The organism is Aquibacillus albus (assembly GCF_016908325.1).
Classification (GTDB): Bacteria; Bacillota; Bacilli; order Bacillales; family Amphibacillaceae; genus Aquibacillus_A; species Aquibacillus_A albus.
This window is the reverse complement of record NZ_JAFBDR010000020.1, coordinates 65484-82120: the sequence shown is the minus strand read 5'-3', so window position 1 is coordinate 82120 and position 16637 is coordinate 65484. Positions and strand designations below refer to the sequence as shown.

The 16637-nt window shown below is 37.9% G+C and carries 17 protein-coding genes and 2 pseudogenes; 7 read left to right on the top strand and 12 right to left on the bottom strand.

Annotation, left to right across the window (positions count from 1 at the left end):
• The first annotated feature begins 189 nt into the window (after positions 1 to 189).
• Positions 190 to 372, top strand: a complete 183-nt coding sequence (locus JOC48_RS15965) for a hypothetical protein (RefSeq protein ID WP_204501358.1) — start codon at positions 190 to 192, stop codon at positions 370 to 372.
• Positions 373 to 608: 236 nt separating this feature from the next.
• Here JOC48_RS15965 and JOC48_RS21340 read toward each other — a convergent pair whose 3' ends face one another.
• Entirely contained in the window at positions 609 to 716 is a 108-nt protein-coding gene (locus tag JOC48_RS21340; RefSeq protein ID WP_239584419.1) for a putative holin-like toxin, read from the bottom strand.
• A 144-nt stretch (positions 717 to 860) separates the two neighbouring features.
• Positions 861 to 2132, bottom strand: coding sequence for a C39 family peptidase (locus tag JOC48_RS15960; RefSeq protein ID WP_204501357.1), 1272 nt, complete (start codon positions 2130 to 2132; stop codon positions 861 to 863).
• Positions 2133 to 2446: 314 nt separating this feature from the next.
• Between JOC48_RS15960 and JOC48_RS15955 the strand changes: the two genes are divergently transcribed.
• Positions 2447 to 2674, top strand: a complete 228-nt coding sequence (locus JOC48_RS15955; RefSeq protein ID WP_204501356.1) for a hypothetical protein — start codon at positions 2447 to 2449, stop codon at positions 2672 to 2674.
• A gap of 167 nt (positions 2675 to 2841) precedes the next feature.
• Here the strand turns inward: JOC48_RS15955 and JOC48_RS15950 are convergent, their stop codons facing one another.
• Together JOC48_RS15950 and JOC48_RS15945 are read right to left on the bottom strand one after the other, a co-directional pair.
• Complete coding sequence (locus tag JOC48_RS15950; RefSeq protein WP_204501355.1) at positions 2842 to 3951, bottom strand: FAD-dependent oxidoreductase; 1110 nt, start codon at positions 3949 to 3951, stop codon at positions 2842 to 2844.
• Positions 3948 to 4094, bottom strand: coding sequence for a hypothetical protein (locus tag JOC48_RS15945; protein ID WP_204501353.1), 147 nt, complete (start codon positions 4092 to 4094; stop codon positions 3948 to 3950). The genes JOC48_RS15950 and JOC48_RS15945 overlap by 4 nt, the downstream gene beginning before the upstream one ends.
• A gap of 784 nt (positions 4095 to 4878) precedes the next feature.
• Here JOC48_RS15945 and JOC48_RS15940 point away from each other — a divergent pair.
• A complete protein-coding gene (locus JOC48_RS15940) occupies positions 4879 to 5334 on the top strand; it encodes a CBO0543 family protein (RefSeq protein WP_204501352.1) in 456 nt (151 codons plus the stop codon).
• 278 nt (positions 5335 to 5612) lie between these two features.
• Here the strand turns inward: JOC48_RS15940 and chrA are convergent, their stop codons facing one another.
• The 3 genes from chrA to tnpB form a co-directional block, all read right to left on the bottom strand.
• On the bottom strand, positions 5613 to 6818 hold the full coding sequence (chrA, locus tag JOC48_RS15935) for a chromate efflux transporter (RefSeq protein WP_204501351.1): 1206 nt from the start codon (positions 6816 to 6818) through the stop codon (positions 5613 to 5615).
• Positions 6819 to 6834: 16 nt separating this feature from the next.
• Positions 6835 to 7116: a helix-turn-helix transcriptional regulator gene (locus JOC48_RS15930; RefSeq protein ID WP_204501350.1), complete on the bottom strand. Its 282-nt coding sequence runs from the start codon at positions 7114 to 7116 to the stop codon at positions 6835 to 6837.
• Positions 7117 to 7183: 67 nt separating this feature from the next.
• Positions 7184 to 8302, bottom strand: coding sequence for an IS200/IS605 family element RNA-guided endonuclease TnpB (gene tnpB / locus JOC48_RS15925; protein ID WP_204501348.1), 1119 nt, complete (start codon positions 8300 to 8302; stop codon positions 7184 to 7186).
• A gap of 1001 nt (positions 8303 to 9303) precedes the next feature.
• Here tnpB and JOC48_RS15920 point away from each other — a divergent pair.
• The 4 genes from JOC48_RS15920 (at position 9304) to JOC48_RS15905 (ending at position 14891) form a co-directional block, all read left to right on the top strand.
• Positions 9304 to 10836 (top strand): NADH dehydrogenase subunit 5, encoded by a 1533-nt coding sequence (locus JOC48_RS15920; protein ID WP_204501341.1) that lies wholly within the window; start codon positions 9304 to 9306, stop codon positions 10834 to 10836.
• On the top strand, positions 10836 to 13460 hold the full coding sequence (locus tag JOC48_RS15915) for a DUF2309 domain-containing protein (protein ID WP_204501339.1): 2625 nt from the start codon (positions 10836 to 10838) through the stop codon (positions 13458 to 13460). The genes JOC48_RS15920 and JOC48_RS15915 overlap by 1 nt, the downstream gene beginning before the upstream one ends.
• 301 nt (positions 13461 to 13761) lie before the next feature.
• Positions 13762 to 14124 carry a Na-translocating system protein MpsC family protein gene (locus JOC48_RS15910; RefSeq protein ID WP_204501337.1) on the top strand — a complete coding sequence of 121 codons (363 nt, stop codon included), beginning with the start codon at positions 13762 to 13764 and terminating at the stop codon, positions 14122 to 14124.
• Positions 14125 to 14354: 230 nt separating this feature from the next.
• Entirely contained in the window at positions 14355 to 14891 is a 537-nt protein-coding gene (locus JOC48_RS15905; RefSeq protein ID WP_204501335.1) for a DinB family protein, read from the top strand.
• 383 nt (positions 14892 to 15274) lie between these two features.
• Here JOC48_RS15905 and JOC48_RS21335 read toward each other — a convergent pair.
• From JOC48_RS21335 to JOC48_RS15885, 5 genes and pseudogenes are all read right to left on the bottom strand, one after another.
• A pseudogene (locus JOC48_RS21335) lies at positions 15275 to 15481 on the bottom strand (glucuronate isomerase); the annotation flags it as partial.
• A 9-nt stretch (positions 15482 to 15490) separates the two neighbouring features.
• Positions 15491 to 15739: pseudogene (locus tag JOC48_RS21330) on the bottom strand (glucuronate isomerase); the annotation flags it as partial.
• 42 nt (positions 15740 to 15781) lie between these two features.
• Positions 15782 to 16177 carry a VOC family protein gene (locus JOC48_RS15895; protein ID WP_204501334.1) on the bottom strand — a complete coding sequence of 132 codons (396 nt, stop codon included), beginning with the start codon at positions 16175 to 16177 and terminating at the stop codon, positions 15782 to 15784.
• A 25-nt stretch (positions 16178 to 16202) separates the two neighbouring features.
• On the bottom strand, positions 16203 to 16349 hold the full coding sequence (locus JOC48_RS15890; protein WP_204501333.1) for a hypothetical protein: 147 nt from the start codon (positions 16347 to 16349) through the stop codon (positions 16203 to 16205).
• A 32-nt stretch (positions 16350 to 16381) separates the two neighbouring features.
• On the bottom strand, positions 16382 to 16597 hold the full coding sequence (locus tag JOC48_RS15885) for a hypothetical protein (protein ID WP_204501332.1): 216 nt from the start codon (positions 16595 to 16597) through the stop codon (positions 16382 to 16384).
• Positions 16598 to 16637: the final 40 nt, after the last annotated feature.

Below are 16637 nucleotides of genomic sequence, written 5' to 3'. Positions count from 1 at the left end.
AAACCTTACGGTTGGGGGAAAATACAACTCGCTTGTGAACAAATATGTACATTCTAAAGTGATCAAAAATGTACATTTTCTAATTGACATTTATAGGCATCGTCATTTCCTTCTTTTAGGAATAAAATAAATTACGACAAATGCATCGAATATGCGAAACAAGCAGTAAGTAGTTGCAAAAAGCACAAATTGTTATATGGATTAGGCCAAGCCTATTTCTTAGTAGGGGTAGGATATCAGGAGAAGGAAATGTTTCAACAAGCAAAAGAAGCGCTTAAAAACGCCTTGTATATTTTTCAGCTAATAGAATATAAAGATTTTGAAATAAAAACGCAAAGACAAATGGAAAAGTTAGAAAAACAATTTAGTTAGTACTGAATCATTTTTTCCCTCATGTTCGACAAAATCCGGGCCGTCACTGCGACCAAGCCCGACACCAGAGCTTTCACCCCTGATTTGACTGAATTTATAAACATATTTATAATATAATAAAGAATACCGAGTGGCTGGCACCACCCGGTAACATAACTACAGACCGCATAAAGAGCGGTTGACCAAAGTTTTATAAGTATAACAAAAGAAGTAACCATCACCTTGGTCGGAGGCGGTTACTTCTTTTTGTATAGAAAGACGACAATGCTTACAACCAGTGTCAACGCTGCTAATAATGTTAAACAGAATTGAGCTACTAAGCTCAATGCTTCATATGTCGTCATTTCTACCACCTCCCTTCTACAAGAGAGATGGCCAACCGCCCACCATGCTATATAGTTACTATTCTATTATACAACTATTTTTTGCATTTTACATAAAAGCAAAGAACCCTACAATCTTATTTCCCTCCGACAAATTCCGGGCCGTCACTGTGGACCATAACTAATCGCCTGACTTCCAAACTGCTCCCAGCCTGCGATAAAGCTTGCTTTGGCTACTTTTCTATTTTTTTGGACAGTTAGTGGATCGTTAAAGTAGATATAGTCTTCATCGTATCCTGTAACAACTACTGCGTGCATTTTGTATGTTATCTTGACTGGGCCAGTTGGTGTTTGCCATGTTGTCCAGTATGAGTCATTGAGGAAGCGGAATTCACTTGTGTTGATGACCCAGACTGGTTTTCCGTTATCTAGCTGTTCATAGACAGATTCAAATCCTTGGCCAGTTAAATCTACTACTTGATCGCCAAGGTATTCTCTTGCTAAATCAGCAATGGGGCGATGATAGACTCCTAGACCTGGTTTATCAAAGGTGTACATGTTGCCTACAAATCCGTCGTTTGGATTGCCGAAATGGACTTGACCATCGATTCTTTGATACTTTGTTGGATCCTTTCTTACTTGGTCGGCAAGTGTCATTTTATCAACACTTATACCAGCATGGAGAAGCAGCATTGCTAAACTAGTAACCTCGCATCCACGCGGTAGTTCCGGCATTTGTGCAATGACTGGAATATCGATTAGATTACTTCTTAACTCTGCTAATTCAGGGTCGTATTCTGTAACGATTGTTGATGAAACCCACCCAGTTTTCTCGTTTCCTACTTCCACATGATACCAATCTGTTCCACCTACTGTTGCTTTTTCAAAAGCATCCAGTTCGGTATAGCGATGGACAGATGTTACACGGTTAAAACTTACATCAGGACCAGTTCGTATATTACCTGCACTAGCAGCCATTTCATATTTATTTTCAAACGGTTCCGCTTCATAGGTGATTTCTTTTTCTTCTTCAGGTTCTTGTTCGTCCTGCTCACCTACAGGTTCTTGTTCCTCTTTTTCATTCACAGTTACTTTTTGTTCCTCTGTTTGGCCTGAATCTTCAGCCTGTTCCTCTTTTTGACCAGCATCTTCTTCCGTTGATTCCACTGTAGTCAATTGTGAAGATTCCACTTCTTCCTCCTGTGCCGAGTCGACTTGTTCCATTTCAGCTTCTTCACTATTCGATTGCTCTTCATTATTTTCACTTAACAATTCAACACTATCTTCTTCGACTTCAATCGCTTCTTCGCTTTTGTAATCGACTACTGAACCCGATTGCTCATCCTGTGTCTTAGATTGAGCTTCCTCATTCACATAGCCGCATCCTGTTGACAGTAACAATAATATAACTGCTACTGTTACCTTGCTAGAAAACATAAAATCCCCCTAAAACTTTATACAATTTTATTTTTTCACAATGTTAGTAGTCTATCATTACTAGATTTATAGAACAAATGTCATATCATTTAAGTGATTCATCCAAACAAACTGCGCTTTTTATGCTCATGCACCTATTTTCTATACTAGGGACCCATATTAAAAAGCCCTGCATTTTTTAATCTACGCAAGGCTTAAAGTATTTCATAATTCTTATCGACAAATCTCGGGGTGTCACTGTGACAAAAGTTTAAGGAACGATAGTATATTGACTTTCTATTTTGTCAATAATAGTAGCATATTATGGAAGGTCGGTGAGAATATCAATGCAAATTACTCGTGTTCGAACGCATGGTGATCCCTCCTTATGGAATACGCTGGATGTCCGAAAAGGTTATAAATTTCAACAGCATGAATTTGCGGAACACTATCGCATTTTGGACGCTAATAACTTACGGGTCCATATGGGCGTAGATTCCAACTCAGCAAGAAACACGTTCCTCGAACTAACAAACGAAGAATTATGGATAGGAAACATGTGAAAGGGTGCTAACTATCAAATTAGCACCCTTTTATTTATGCGACAAAAGACCTCGGTGACAGTCTTTCCAATTCTGACTGGGGTAAGGTGTCTCAATCCACATAAGTCATCTCTTTTCCCTCCTTCGTTTACCGGGGTGTCACTGTGACCATACGATGAAATATCGTGTCATATAGGCTTGTTATTGAAAGGAATGATTTCAGAAACTGCCTGTTCAGCTGACTGAAGTGCACCTTCAAGATGTCCACCATACTGTGAATTCGCCTCTGTACCAGCAAAAATAATTTTCTTTTCCCATACCCCAGCTTTTGGTGGTTGACCATAACTCGGGAAATCTCTAAGCGGTTCCAAATCCTCCTCAACAGCCGTTTCGAAATCTCTGGACCAATCCTTGTATAGAATAGCTTTTACGTTTTGGGCGGAGGTTCCAAAGAGCCTAACCAATTGATCAATAACCAAATTTAAAACGTTACCCTCCCCCAGTTCTCGGCGCGCTTTCGCTGGCATTCCGAAGAAACCAAATAATGCACCAGCACCTGTTTCAGGAGAAGCATCATGGATTTCTTGTAAGGGTCCAACCCAGCTCGTTACGAATCCAGATAGTCCTGATTCCCTCCAAAAGGGACGATCATAGACTGCAACTGCCTTGGCCTGTCCTGCCATCCACGTAGGTTTGCTTACAAGGTCAGTAATAAGATTTGGAGGGAGAGAAGGAGAGAATTCAATATGACGTGCCACAATCCGAGGCGGTAAAGCTAGAATAACAGCACTTGCCGAAACTTTTTTTCTCTTTCCATCAGCAAGGTCTGCTTCAACCGTGATACCACCGGCTTCATCGAGTCGAATTGCTGTCACTCGCGTTTCTAACTCGACGATCCTTGTGGGAATTGTATCTGCCACAGCATCTATAAGAGACTGCACACCTCCTATGACTCGAATGGACCTTGCACCTGAATTTTCTGGCAGTACATAACGATCAGGTGCTTCGTTTTGGAATCGTTCTGAAAGCATAGCCCCTTTGGTGTGCTGCACAAAAGTTCCTAAATTTAGTTCTTTAACAAGATTGGTAATAGTACTCTCATACTGCGGCCAGAACCATGTTGGCCCGAGATCAAATTTGCCTAGGTCAGGTCTGTTTGGATCAGAGGCACTCAAGACCCTACCGCCTAACCTATCTCTAGCCTCTAGAACCTTACATTTGATGCCCTGTGCAGATAGTAGAGACGCAGCCCGCAGGCCACTTAAACCAGCACCAACAATGACTACAGGATTGCTCACATTCTCCCCTCTTTCCAACCGTGTGTATGCTGTATAAATGTACTTGTGAAGGAGCTATTCCTTTTTATATTGATCACTTCTAAATGAGTTTTTCCTATATACCAAAATGTTTTTTCATTATTCGGCCAAATTTCAATGTTCATTAATATGCCTCCTATTTTTCGTACGAGATGTGGAGTTGAAAAATTTAAGATTTATTGCTGTTTACAGAAGACTGATTTTATCGAAAATCAATCAAATTTGTATAACAACTATAACATTTTTGATTCTCAAATCTATAGTTTCTATCTTTAAATGATATAGTACTTCCACTAAAAAACGGAGGAACTTTCTTTGATTTCTCAAAAAAGTTCCTCCGTTTCCATTCGACAAAATCCGGGACGTCACTGTACTATAAAAGACAAGGGCGCGTTGTGGCCCTTGTCCTATACAGGAAGGATGTGAAATACTTTTTGGTGCGTTACTTAAAACATTCTGTAACATTATCCATTGCTAACACCTCATTTAAAAGGTTTTGCTAATGGTTTTCTACCTTCACTTGTTGTCGATCACCAACACCTCATTTGTATGAAGTCTGTGATTCTTACCTTAACTTTTTATGGTTAAAGTTTATCCAAGTTGCGTTTCACTGACACCTCATTTATTTCTTTTTTTCCTTCCTACAACCATTATTGTGATCTAATAATGTGGATTTTATTCAGAATTAAAAGAAGGTTCCTTTCCCTGTTTTTTTAACTTGTCCTCCAAGTAATTACGAGTTTGGGGTTAATTTAAATGGTTTCATTTCTGCAAGTCGTACTCTGGCTTTTTGCCCCCAATCAACTTCATAATATTCTTTATCTGTCATATTCCGGTGTGTCACTGTGACATACCTAATTAGCAGGTTACTTGGATAGAAAATGCAATGTTTTGAAATAATAATTTATTATGGATAGATATATTCTTTGGGGACTTTTATTTCTCGTTGTAATTTTACTCATTTTAAGCCTTAGAAAGCCACCTACTACACATTGGTTGCTTATTTTCTTTATGAAAGCTTATTTTTCAACATTTATTGGTATAATCGTTGTGGAGAAAAAAATGTTGGAATATCCAGTAAGATTTTTACCAAATTATTTTGATGCTAGTATTTTATTTGAATACCTCATTTTTCCAGTTTTATGTATATATTATTATCAGACAACTTATCATTCCAGATTATCGGGTATTATTATTCAAACCTTGCTCTATACCACAACTATAACAGCTTTGGAGGTTATTATTGAAAAATTCACTGACTTAATTGAATATTATACTTGGACATGGCTTCATACGTTTAGCAGTGTATTTTTAGTAATGATTTTTATACGGGGGATTATGGAATTAGTACGAAACTATAAGTGATACATTCTTCACTATTGGGGTGCTTATTTTTAACAAAACAAAGCATTCCTGCACAGCACAAAGATACTGTTTAAAAGAAAATTGGTAGTCCACAACCGAGGTGCAATTATTATCATTAGTCTAATGCCTTGCTTAAAATGCGGAGGCGTTAGACTTTTTATCTTTCAACATCCTTAACGTTGCGAAATTGCATTTTTCTAATATGTTTTTCCGAAAGAAAAAAGGCAAAATTTCACGCACAACCATTCACCTTGCCAATTTCGACAAAATCCGGGACGTCACTGTAACCCTAGCGTAATAAACTGCAGAATATACCCACCTACAACACCTAATATAACAATGAACCACGCAGGTACTTTCCAAATATTTAACAACCCAAATAATATAACTCCTAAGGCAAAGTCAGCTGTACTGAAAATAGAGCTGCTTATCACTGGGTCATAAAATGCAGCTAGTAAAATACCAACGACACTAGCATTGACCCCCATTAATATACCTTGAAAAGTTGGCCGCTTACGTAATTCATTTAGAAACGGCAAAGCAGCAATAATGAGTAAAAAGGAAGGTAGAAATATTGCAACCGTTGCTACAATAGCTCCAGTTACGCCTTCCATCATCGTTCCAAGATAACTGGAAAAAGTAAATAATGGACCGGGTACAGCTTGTGCCATACCATATCCGGCTAAAAATTCATTGGCTGTTAATAAACCTGTAGGCACCACTTCGCGCTCAATCATTGGTAATACGACATGTCCCCCACCAAATACTAACGATCCAACTCTAAAAAAGGTATCAAAAATAGTTAGTAAAGGATTGTCTGAAAGTCTATTTAAAATCGGCAATATTATAAGTAAACTAATTAAAATACCTAAGGAAGTCAATCCAAGCTTTTTTGAAATATTAACGGAAAAAGGCTGAACTTTTGACTCGGCTTTATCAGTGAATAATTTTAACCCTATCAAACCAGCACCTAAAATAATCAATATCTGCATCCATGCCGATGGATATAACAACATGATACTAGCAGCTACTATAGCTATCGCTAATCGAGATCTATCGGGTGTTAATTTTTTTCCTAATCCTATTAGTGCATGAAGAACAACAGCTGCAGCAACGATTTTCAAACTATGTATGAAACCAGCATCATCTAAAGAAAATGTCTGATACATTAGTGCAAAAACAATCAATACAATAATCGATGGTACGGTGAATCCAAACCATGAGATAAGTCCTCCAAGCAAACCTCCCCGCAACATACCAATTGAGATCCCCACCTGACTACTAGCTGGACCAGGAAGGAATTGACAAATAGCAATAATATCCGCATACGTTCGATCATTTAACCATTTCCGACGATCAATATATTCGTCTTTAAAATAAGCTAAATGAGCGACCGGACCTCCAAATGAAGTTAATCCTAATTTTGTAGAAGTGAATAATATTTCAATAAGTGTCTGAAATTTTGTTTTATTACTTTGAGACATAGAAGTACCCTCCCTTTTATTTAATCTCTTTAAATAACTCATAGGCTTTTGCTCTTGCTTCTTCAAGAACTTCTTCACCCTTATCAGTAGCTCGATAATACTTTCTTATCTTTCCATGAACATTCACTTCACTTTTATTAAGAAGCCCATCTTTTTCCATTCCATGAAGAATGGGATAAAGCGTACCAGCACTCATTTCATAGCCATGTTCATGCAATTCTTCAAGCATCCAAGATCCGTATATGGATTCTTCTTTCGCATGGTGCAAGATGTGAATATGATTGAACCCTCTCGCCACTTAACGACCTTACGGTCTGTTTGAAGTGGGAGATTCCTAAGAACACCAACCCAACAGTCGGTTTTGATTAGGCTAACCCCGTAGGACCTACGGTTAGAATTCTTATTGCTTCCTTTTTAATATTTATGCTTGCGTTCATGTCCCTGTCGTGGTGTGCACCACATGGACAATCCCACTCACGTAACGCAAGATTCTTCATATCTTTATTTTGATAGCCGCAACTAGAGCAAAGTTGGCTTGAAGGAAAGTTTTTAGAGACCATGACAACCTGTTTTCCATACCATTTTGCCTTATACGCTAGCATGATACGAAACATGGACCAACTCGCGTCACTAATGGCTTTTGCTAATTTATGATTCTTTAACATATTCGATACTTGCAAATCTTCTATACCAATAATGTCGTGGTTTTTGACAATATGGAAAGAAATTTTGTGCAAGTAATCTTTTCTTATATTGGTTATTTTTTCGTGAATTCGTGCAATCTTGATTCGTTGTTTATGCCAGTTAGAAGAACCTTTCTTACGTCTTGCCAATGTCGCTTGCGCTTTTACAAGTTTCTTTTCTAAGGTGCTAAAAAACCTCGGGTTCTTGTAGATGCTTCCGTTGGAAAGAACGGCGAAGTCTTTCAATCCGACATCAATACCAACAGATAAGTTTGTTTTGTGTAATGGATCTATATCTGTTTCAACAAGGATAGATACAAAGAATTTGCCACTTGGATGACGTCTAATCGTAGCATGGATAATCCGACCATCCACTTCGCGACTTTTAGAAAATGAAACAAGTCCGAGTTTTGGTAGTTTGATTTTGTTCGCAACAATCGCGATATTATCGTTCGTGTATTTTGTGGTGTAGGATTGGACCTTGTTTTTTTTGGACTTGAAACGCGGGGCTTTCGACTGTTTTCTGAAGAATCGAGCATACGAATTGGAAAGGTTTTTAAGTGAGGTTTGAAGGGCAATGCTATCCACTTCTTTTAACCAATCCAATTCTTTTTTGAGATGGGTTAATTGGGAAGAACACGTTTTGTAGGTCATACCTTTTCCAGTTTTTAGATAGGTAGTTCTCCATTTTTCCAAAAAGTGATTGAATACAAAACGAGAACAACCAATGGTTCGGTTGATTAATTTCGTTTGAACTTTGTTAGGATAGATTCTGAATTTATAAGCCCTATGGACAAGCAATACATTCACCTCCCTCTCTATTCATTATACAATACAGCTTACAAAAACACAAACATTTGTTCGGTTTAATTAAAATTGACTTAGGACTAGGAACCGAGTTAAACAGTCGGACAATGGAGATAGCTAAAGCTATCCCTTGTCCGAAGGCGATTCATCCCCACCCTACTCATTGGGCTAGCGCCCTTCTCACTCCTTGAGGATGGGGTCTTCTCGCCTGTAATGATAAAACCTAGAAAAAGCTTGCGTAATACCTTATTGTCCAATTAACTACTCCTTTCTCAATCGACTTTCACTATCGAAATGCAATATCGATTTTCGGTTTTAAGTCTAAATTGTTTTTATTTTCCATGCAATATGTTATATATTTCTTTACCTAAAGTTTACATTGTTATGTGTTTGCTACTCTTACTATAAAAAAACAACCTAATAAAATACTCATGAATGATGATTATTTTTCCGTTTATTGATTACATATTTCCTAGGGAACTAGGGGGCAATAAGTCAAGAATTTTTTTTGACAAATTTTATAATTTGATATATAGTTGTGTATAATATAATATTCGACAGATGTTTATATTTAACTTCTTAAATAATTTGGGCTTTAGCATTCTTTTAATATTTTATATTGATTGAATGAAAAAGCTTTAAAAATACAAGGATAGAAAAGGTACGAAAATCGGTATCTTTAACAATCTAAGGTGTTCAATTAGACGGATTTTTTAAGAAGAGGAATATAAACATAATTAATTTTTACTTTAAAAGGTAGTTCTTCAAAAAACTTACTGAAGTTAGTTGAAGTAAAACCGACAATTCTCAAGCTTCAATGATTTTAAATCATCATTGAAGTTTTGAAGTTGTCGGTTTTTTTATTGAGTAAATACACATTTATTCAAAAGTCCGTAATGTAGCTAATAAAATAGATGACTTTATAGAAAGATATATGAAATACCCTTTTTTTAAAAATTTTTATACGTAACATCATTTTGAGGGGAGAATGCTTTGTGTTCGATTCGCTAGGTTTGTCATCATTGTTAACATTATTTTTTATTTCGCTTATTGCTTCTGGTTTAAGTGGACTATTGTTTTTACATCCACGAGTACCATTGAGTTTTGTTCGTATTCATATTGGCATCGTTGCTTTGCCTCCATTGGTTTCCTTATTGGCTCTCGCTAATACCAATGTAAATGAAGTTGTTGGGCCTTGGTACTTAGATACCTTAGCTTGGTTAATGGCTTTCTTTGTACTTTTAATTGGATTAATCATTCAGCGTTTTTCCGTACGTTACTTAATGGGAGATCGCTCTTATCGCAAGTATTTTACGCTTTTTACATTCACTACAGGTTTTGCATCTATTGCATGGTTAAGCGGTGACCTCCGCTTGATGGTCATTTGTTGGGGAGCAACGCTTATCGGATTGATTTTTCTTATAAGGATAAACAATGGATGGAAAGTAGCTAGTGAAGCAGCCAAGGTTTCTAGTCGCTTATTTACCTTAAGTTGGGTTGCTCTGTTAGTTGCGATAATTTGGCTTTTTCAAGTTACTGGACAATGGCAGTTATCGTTAGCTTTAACCAATGAAAGTTTAGCTCAACTTGGAGCATGGGACAGAACAGGGATTAATTTATTGATTGTATTAGCAGTGATAATTCCAGCAGCCCAGTGGCCTTTCCAACGGTGGCTGACAGAGTCTGTTGTTGCTCCGACTCCTGTTTCTGCGATTATGCACGCAGGTTTAGTAAATGCAGGAGGGATTATGCTAACTCGATTTTCACCTCTTTTTAATGGGGATATTGCTTCGATTATTTTGCTAATTTTAGCAAGTATTTCTGTATTGATTGGATCTGGAATTAGTATAGTCCAGGTTGACTATAAACGACAGTTAGTAGGCTCCACGATTGGACAAATGGGGTTTATGCTCATTCAGTGTGCATTAGGTGCGTATATAGCAGCCATTATTCATCTTGTTTTACATGGTTTATTCAAAGCTACACTGTTTTTACAGGCTGGTTCGGCAGTACGTCGCTCCGAAGTATCGTATCGTGTTTCTAAAAGGCCATCCTATTTATGGATTATCGCTGGTCGGACATTAGGCTTACTTGTCGGAATTGCTTTTTGGTTCACAGCTCCTGGTGAGGGATATCAATTGATTAGTGCGCTAATCTTAGGGTGGTCCTTATCGATTTCTTGGACACATCTCGTCGCTTATGGCGAAGGGAGAATTGGTCGAATTGCTGGCTTTTCATTTTTAGGAGGATGTGCCATCGTTTATTTTATCATTCATAATCTTTTCTATGAGTGGTTAAATACAACTGTTTATCAAAGTGTTCAACCTCCAATGTCAGTTGTCATCATTGTCGTATGTCTCTTAGTATTTGGTAATACTGTAGGTACGTGGATTGCTCGTAATCGTTCATCTGTTTCCTTCGCAGTTCTCTATCTTTGGTTAGTACGACTAGGTGAAGCAAAAACTAAATCAGTAGAAAGTCATCCAAACTACCTTAAACAATTTTTATCACAAGGAGGTAATCAGTGATGAGCGTAACATCCGTATTGACGAAAAGAAAATTAAAAAAGAAGGATACAAATAAAGATGTTCAACAAAGGGATATGAATGATTTAGTTGAATCAGCTAGTCGGGTTATTGCGCCACTATGGCCTATTTCTACGTTTGCAGCACGTAACCCATGGATGGGACTTGAAAAGCAATCTTTTGAACAGGTAGCAAGTTGGTTAAAAAATACTCGTGATGTTGATATATATCCCAGTGCTTCCATGATCCTTTCGGCAAAGAATAAAGGGGAGATTGATGAAGCTTTTGTGAATATAGAGCTGCAGCGTTGGCTTGATTCACATTCCCTTCATATCCCACGGGACGTAGCAGAACGATTTTGTCGTGCTGCACTAAAATTAGATACATTACCTTCTAACCTGTTATCATCACATGAGCTGAAAAAATTGGAAGAGGAAATTAGTGGACTGCATACGGATCGTGTCGAGAATTTTTCCATGCAACCAATAAGTTCGTATATAGAGAATCAAGAAGGTGAAGGGTTCGTCCATATTCTCGATCATCATGTCATCAAGTGGTGTAAATTATACCTTGATGAATCTCAGGCAGGTTGGACAATGCCAAATCGTGAGAAAGGTTTCTATCATGCATGGCACCGTCTCATTCAACATGATCCGGCACTTCGTAAAAATCAGCGTCAATGTTTAAAAAATTGGCCGCAAGAGGCTCATATGGCTTTGAAACAAGCGTTAATCTCAATGGAAATCCCTGAATCAGAGATACAGACTTATCTTGAAGGTCATTTGCTTTCCTTACCTGGGTGGTCCGGAATGATGCTTTGGCGATCCCAACAATCAAGCCATGAACATGCACTCCTAACAGAATATCTAGCAGTTCGAATTTCCATGGAATATGCTCTCATAAAACCATATTTACCTTTGAACAATAAACGATTGGAGAAAAAAGTTTCAATTACTTCTCTTTTAGCATCTTGGATCCATTGGGGGGACCTTTCAATTGAAGAATTTTCACAGATGTCTCCCGCTAAACAAAACGAATATTTAACATTTGCCTATCAGTTTGATGAGAGGGTTCGCAGGAAAATTTGGCTTGAAGCTTGGGAACAAACAAATACAGATCGATTAAGTGAGAAAATCACTTCTAAGCATCGTGCGACTAACAATAAAAAATCTGCATTAGCTCAGTTAGCATTCTGTATTGATGTACGATCAGAACCTTTTCGCCGTCAACTGGAAAAAGAAGGTCCACTTGAAACGATTGGAATTGCTGGTTTCTTCGGCTTACCGATTGCAACGAGTGAACTTGGCAGTAATCACAGCCATCCTTCTTTACCGGTTATACTAAAGCCTAATCATAAAATAAAAGAGTCCGCAGATGAAAATGAACTTAAATCTTACCAACAACGCAAGCAGGCAGTTGATTCATTGGGCCGTACATTTAATACGATGAAACAGAATGTACTTGCGAGCTTACTTTTACCTGAGATAAGTGGACCATGGCTTAGTCTGCGAATGGTTACACGGAGCTTTGTGCCAAGAAAAGCAGATCGTTTCATTCGTAATTTACGTGAGAATTGGTTACGCAAACCTGATACAAAACTGTCGCTTAATTATGTTCATGACCAAGAAGCAGAGATACCTGTTGGTTTTTCTGAAGAAGAAAAAGTGAACTATGCGCGTCAAGCTCTCAAAATGATGGGGCTGACAGAGAATTTCGCACCATTAGTCGTGATATGCGGACATGGTAGTCAAAGTATCAACAATCCATATGCCGCCTCGCTTGACTGCGGGGCCTGCGGTGGAGCGGCAGGCGGGTTCAATGCAAGGGTTTTAGCTGCTTTATGCAACCTTCCAAAGGTAAGAGAAGTGCTTGCTACTGAAGGAATTGAAATCCCTGCGGACACGGTTTTCGCAGCTGCTCAGCACCAAACAACAGTGGATGAACTACATTGGCTTTATGTTCCTGAACTTTCTGAAGCTGCTAAAGAAGCGTTTGATCGTATCGAAGCGATTATGCCGAAAGTAAGCCATAATGCAAACGCAGAACGTCTAGCCCAATTACCGAATTTTCAATCGAAACTTAAAAACCCGAAGGCTGAGGCACACCGATTTGCGGAAGATTGGAGTGAGATACGCCCAGAATGGGGATTAGCTCGTAATGCATCTTTTATTATCGGACAGCGTGAACTAACGCAGAATTGTGACTTGGAAGGTAGAGCTTTTCTTCATAATTATGATTGGAAGCAGGATGAAAGTGGGGAGCTTTTGGCTAATATTATTGCTGGACCAGGAACGGTAACCCAGTGGATTAACCTGCAATATTACGCTTCTACAGTAGCACCTCATTATTATGGGAGTGGAAATAAAGTAACACAAACCGTTACAGCAGGTCTCGGTGTTATGCAGGGAAATGCAAGTGACTTGTTAGCCGGATTACCTTGGCAATCCGTCATGCAATCAGATCATGAGGCTTACCATTCTCCTCTTCGTCTGCTGATTGTCATCCAAGCACCTAGGAAATATGTAGAACGGTTATTAAATAATGATTCCGCGTTTCGAGAAAAGGTTCAAAATGGATGGGTTCGACTTGCTAGTGTTAACCAAGAAGGGCGTTGGGAAAACTGGTAACTGTTATTAACAAATTTGGTAATTAATTAACAATTTATAAACGTAAAGTAGGAGTGTATTGTATGAATTTAGTTTCTTCTTTCAATCAAATGAAAGATTTCCTAGACAAGTACAATTCCCTTCCCATTCCTTAGTCATTAGATCAAATGCAGGCTTTATTCAAGGTCCGGGCAGTTTACTCTGTCTGGACCTTCTGTGTGAAATGTTAAATTGCTGATAAAAAATATGAATTCACAAAAAATTTTAGGAGATTTAGTATAATGGAAAAGACCCATTTTTTTCGATAGGAGATGTATAATATATGAAAGTATCTAAAGGCTCTTATGAAGCCGAGATAAGTAAGGCAATTACTCAATGGGAAAAGGATTTTCTTGGGCGTGGATCTGTATCCGTTAAGACAGATATATTACGTGATATGATAATTGTCCATTTAAAAGGTATTTTAACACCAGCTGAATATACAGTGTGTGAAACAAAAGAGGGATTGTTCACTCTAAAAAAAACTCGTTCGGAGTTAGTTGAATCAGGAATAGAAGATCTTAAGGAGATTATACTAACTATAACTGGAGAAAAAGTGAAAAGTTTTCATACTGATATAAGCCCTCGTACAGGTGAACGAGTGATGGTATTTAAATTATTTAATGATCTCAACAAAAATCTTTAATCCAAAGAAATGAAAATGATTTATTAAATACTGCGAAAAACTTTATAAAACAATAGCATGTTTTTGTAATCCTCTGATACAAAGGATTTTTATCGGAATCACCCTTTTGCATTGGACGGCGCAGGGTGGTTTTCTAATATGTTTTTCCGAAAGAAGCGTGACAACCAGCCACCCTAACAACCTCGACAAAATCCGGGATGTCACTGTGACAAATCTAAAGGAGCAATTGTATGAATTTTAATATGGAAGAAGCTATTGAAGTTCTAGAGAAAACACCACAAACATTGGAGTATTTTTTATCTGGTTTATCTGATGAATGGTTGCTTTGCAATGAAGGTGAAGGAACCTGGAATGCTTCTGAAGTGATTGGGCATCTCATTGAGGGAGAGAACAATGATTGGATACCAAGGTTAGAAATGATTCTTCAGGAAGGGGAGCGTAAACCATTTCCCCCATTTGATCGTTATTCCCACTTAAATAAGGATTTTGAAAAATCAATTGAACAAAAATTGATTGAATTTAAAAGAATTAGAACACAAAATATAGCTAAATTAAAGGACATTATTGAACCTGAACTTCATCTTGAATGGAAGGGCACTCACCCTGTATTTGGTGCAGTGAAGTTAAGAGAATTGCTGTCAACGTGGGTTGTTCATGATTTAACGCACATTGCCCAAATAGTTCGGGTAATGGCTAAGAGATACAGTTCAGATGTTGGACCTTGGAAAGAATATTTAAGCATTTTAAATGATAATCAAAAAGGTTGATTTGCAAACTGAGGAACTACTAAAGAAAGTGTCTAATTCCTTGCTTAAAAATTCCGGGACGTCACTGTGACCGTCTTAAAGCTGACTGTATCCTAAGGTATTATTATATAATAAAGGTACCGAGTGGCCATAACCACCCGGTAACGTAACTACAGACCGCATAAAGAGCGGTTGACCAAAGTCTTATAAGTTTAACAAAGAAGTAACCATCACCTTGGTCGGGGGTGGTTACTTCTTTGTGTATAGAAAGACGACAACAGTTATAACTAGTGTCAATGCTGTTAATAACGTTATACAGGATTGAGCTACTAAGCTTAATGATTCATATGTCGCCAGTTGAACCTAGGAGTAAACCACCCATACAGAAGTTTGCTAGTAACTTTCTACCAATCTACATCAATATAATTCGCAATATTATTATAGGAAATATCTTTTACCATTCGACCTAATCTTTCGATGTTAGCCGGATATTCTCCGTTTTCCACCCACTTGCCAATGATGTTACAGAGAATCCTTCTAAAATACTCATGTCTTGTGTAAGAAAGAAGACTACGAGAATCAGTTAACATACCAACAAACCTAGACAGTACGCCAACATTTGCCCACTTTAGGAATTTTTCTTTTTCACTTTTCGCACCAGTTACATACTCCTCTGGCACCCCATTCGCTCTTAACACACGCCACTTATAGTGGTCTTCGCCTAACCACACTTCCGTGATCGAGGAAAATCGTCTGTCTTCAGCGATTTCCTTTGCTGTTAAATGACAGTGATAATCAAAAATCGGCATATCCTTTGCGTAATCGTGATAGAGTTTTTTAGCAGTTTCTGTCTCTAATAGAAAATCATCATTTAAAAGGCTTTCATATTATCCCCCAATCTTTAGGTAAGTTTATTGTTTTAGGTCCTTCTGATCTACGTTAAATTCAATCAAATTACCATCGGGATCCGCACAAAATATTTGAGCGAACCCACTTTGACTATTTGGCTTTTCTACTATCTTAACGTTCATTTTTTTCAAATAGTTCAATGTTTCGTAGTAATCTTTCACTCGAACAGCAATATGGCCATCCTTTGTCTCGATTTTTTCACTACTACGAATTGTCTCAGACTCTTCGAAAACAATGAGATGCAATTGCTGATCACCTACTTGATACCATGCACCTGGAAAATCAAAATTAGGACGATCTATCTCAGGAAACCCGAGTATCTCACCGTAAAAATGTTTTGCTTTTGTTAAATCTTTTATCGAAAGGCTAACATGATGGAAACGCTCTAAATTAATCAACTTCCCACTCCTTACTTTGAAGTAGTTATAGACGCATCTGCTGGTTCAACATTGATCGCTTGATTCTGCGCCTCAATACATAATTCCGCTGCTCAGCAACAAGTGTTGCATCGCCATAATCCTCAAACTTCGGATATTGTTTATAATCATAGTTAGATACTTTACTATGCAATACCTTTGCATCCTTTGCTCAAGCCCACATCATCAGTAGTCCGACAGCCCTTCCGCTAATTCCTTTACCTTTTCAAGTGGCAATTTTGTGTGCTTTGATACAAACTCTGTGGACATACCTGCTTTTAAAAGCTCAATCGCCACTGACTTTTTTCCTTCTTCCTTTCCTTCTTCTTTTCCCTCTTCCCCAAACACTCTTTCCAATTCTGCCCAAGACTGTGGTAAGTTGTCTCGATCCACATAAACCATTTCTTTTCCCTCCTTCGTTTGGATTATTTCGTCTCTTAAC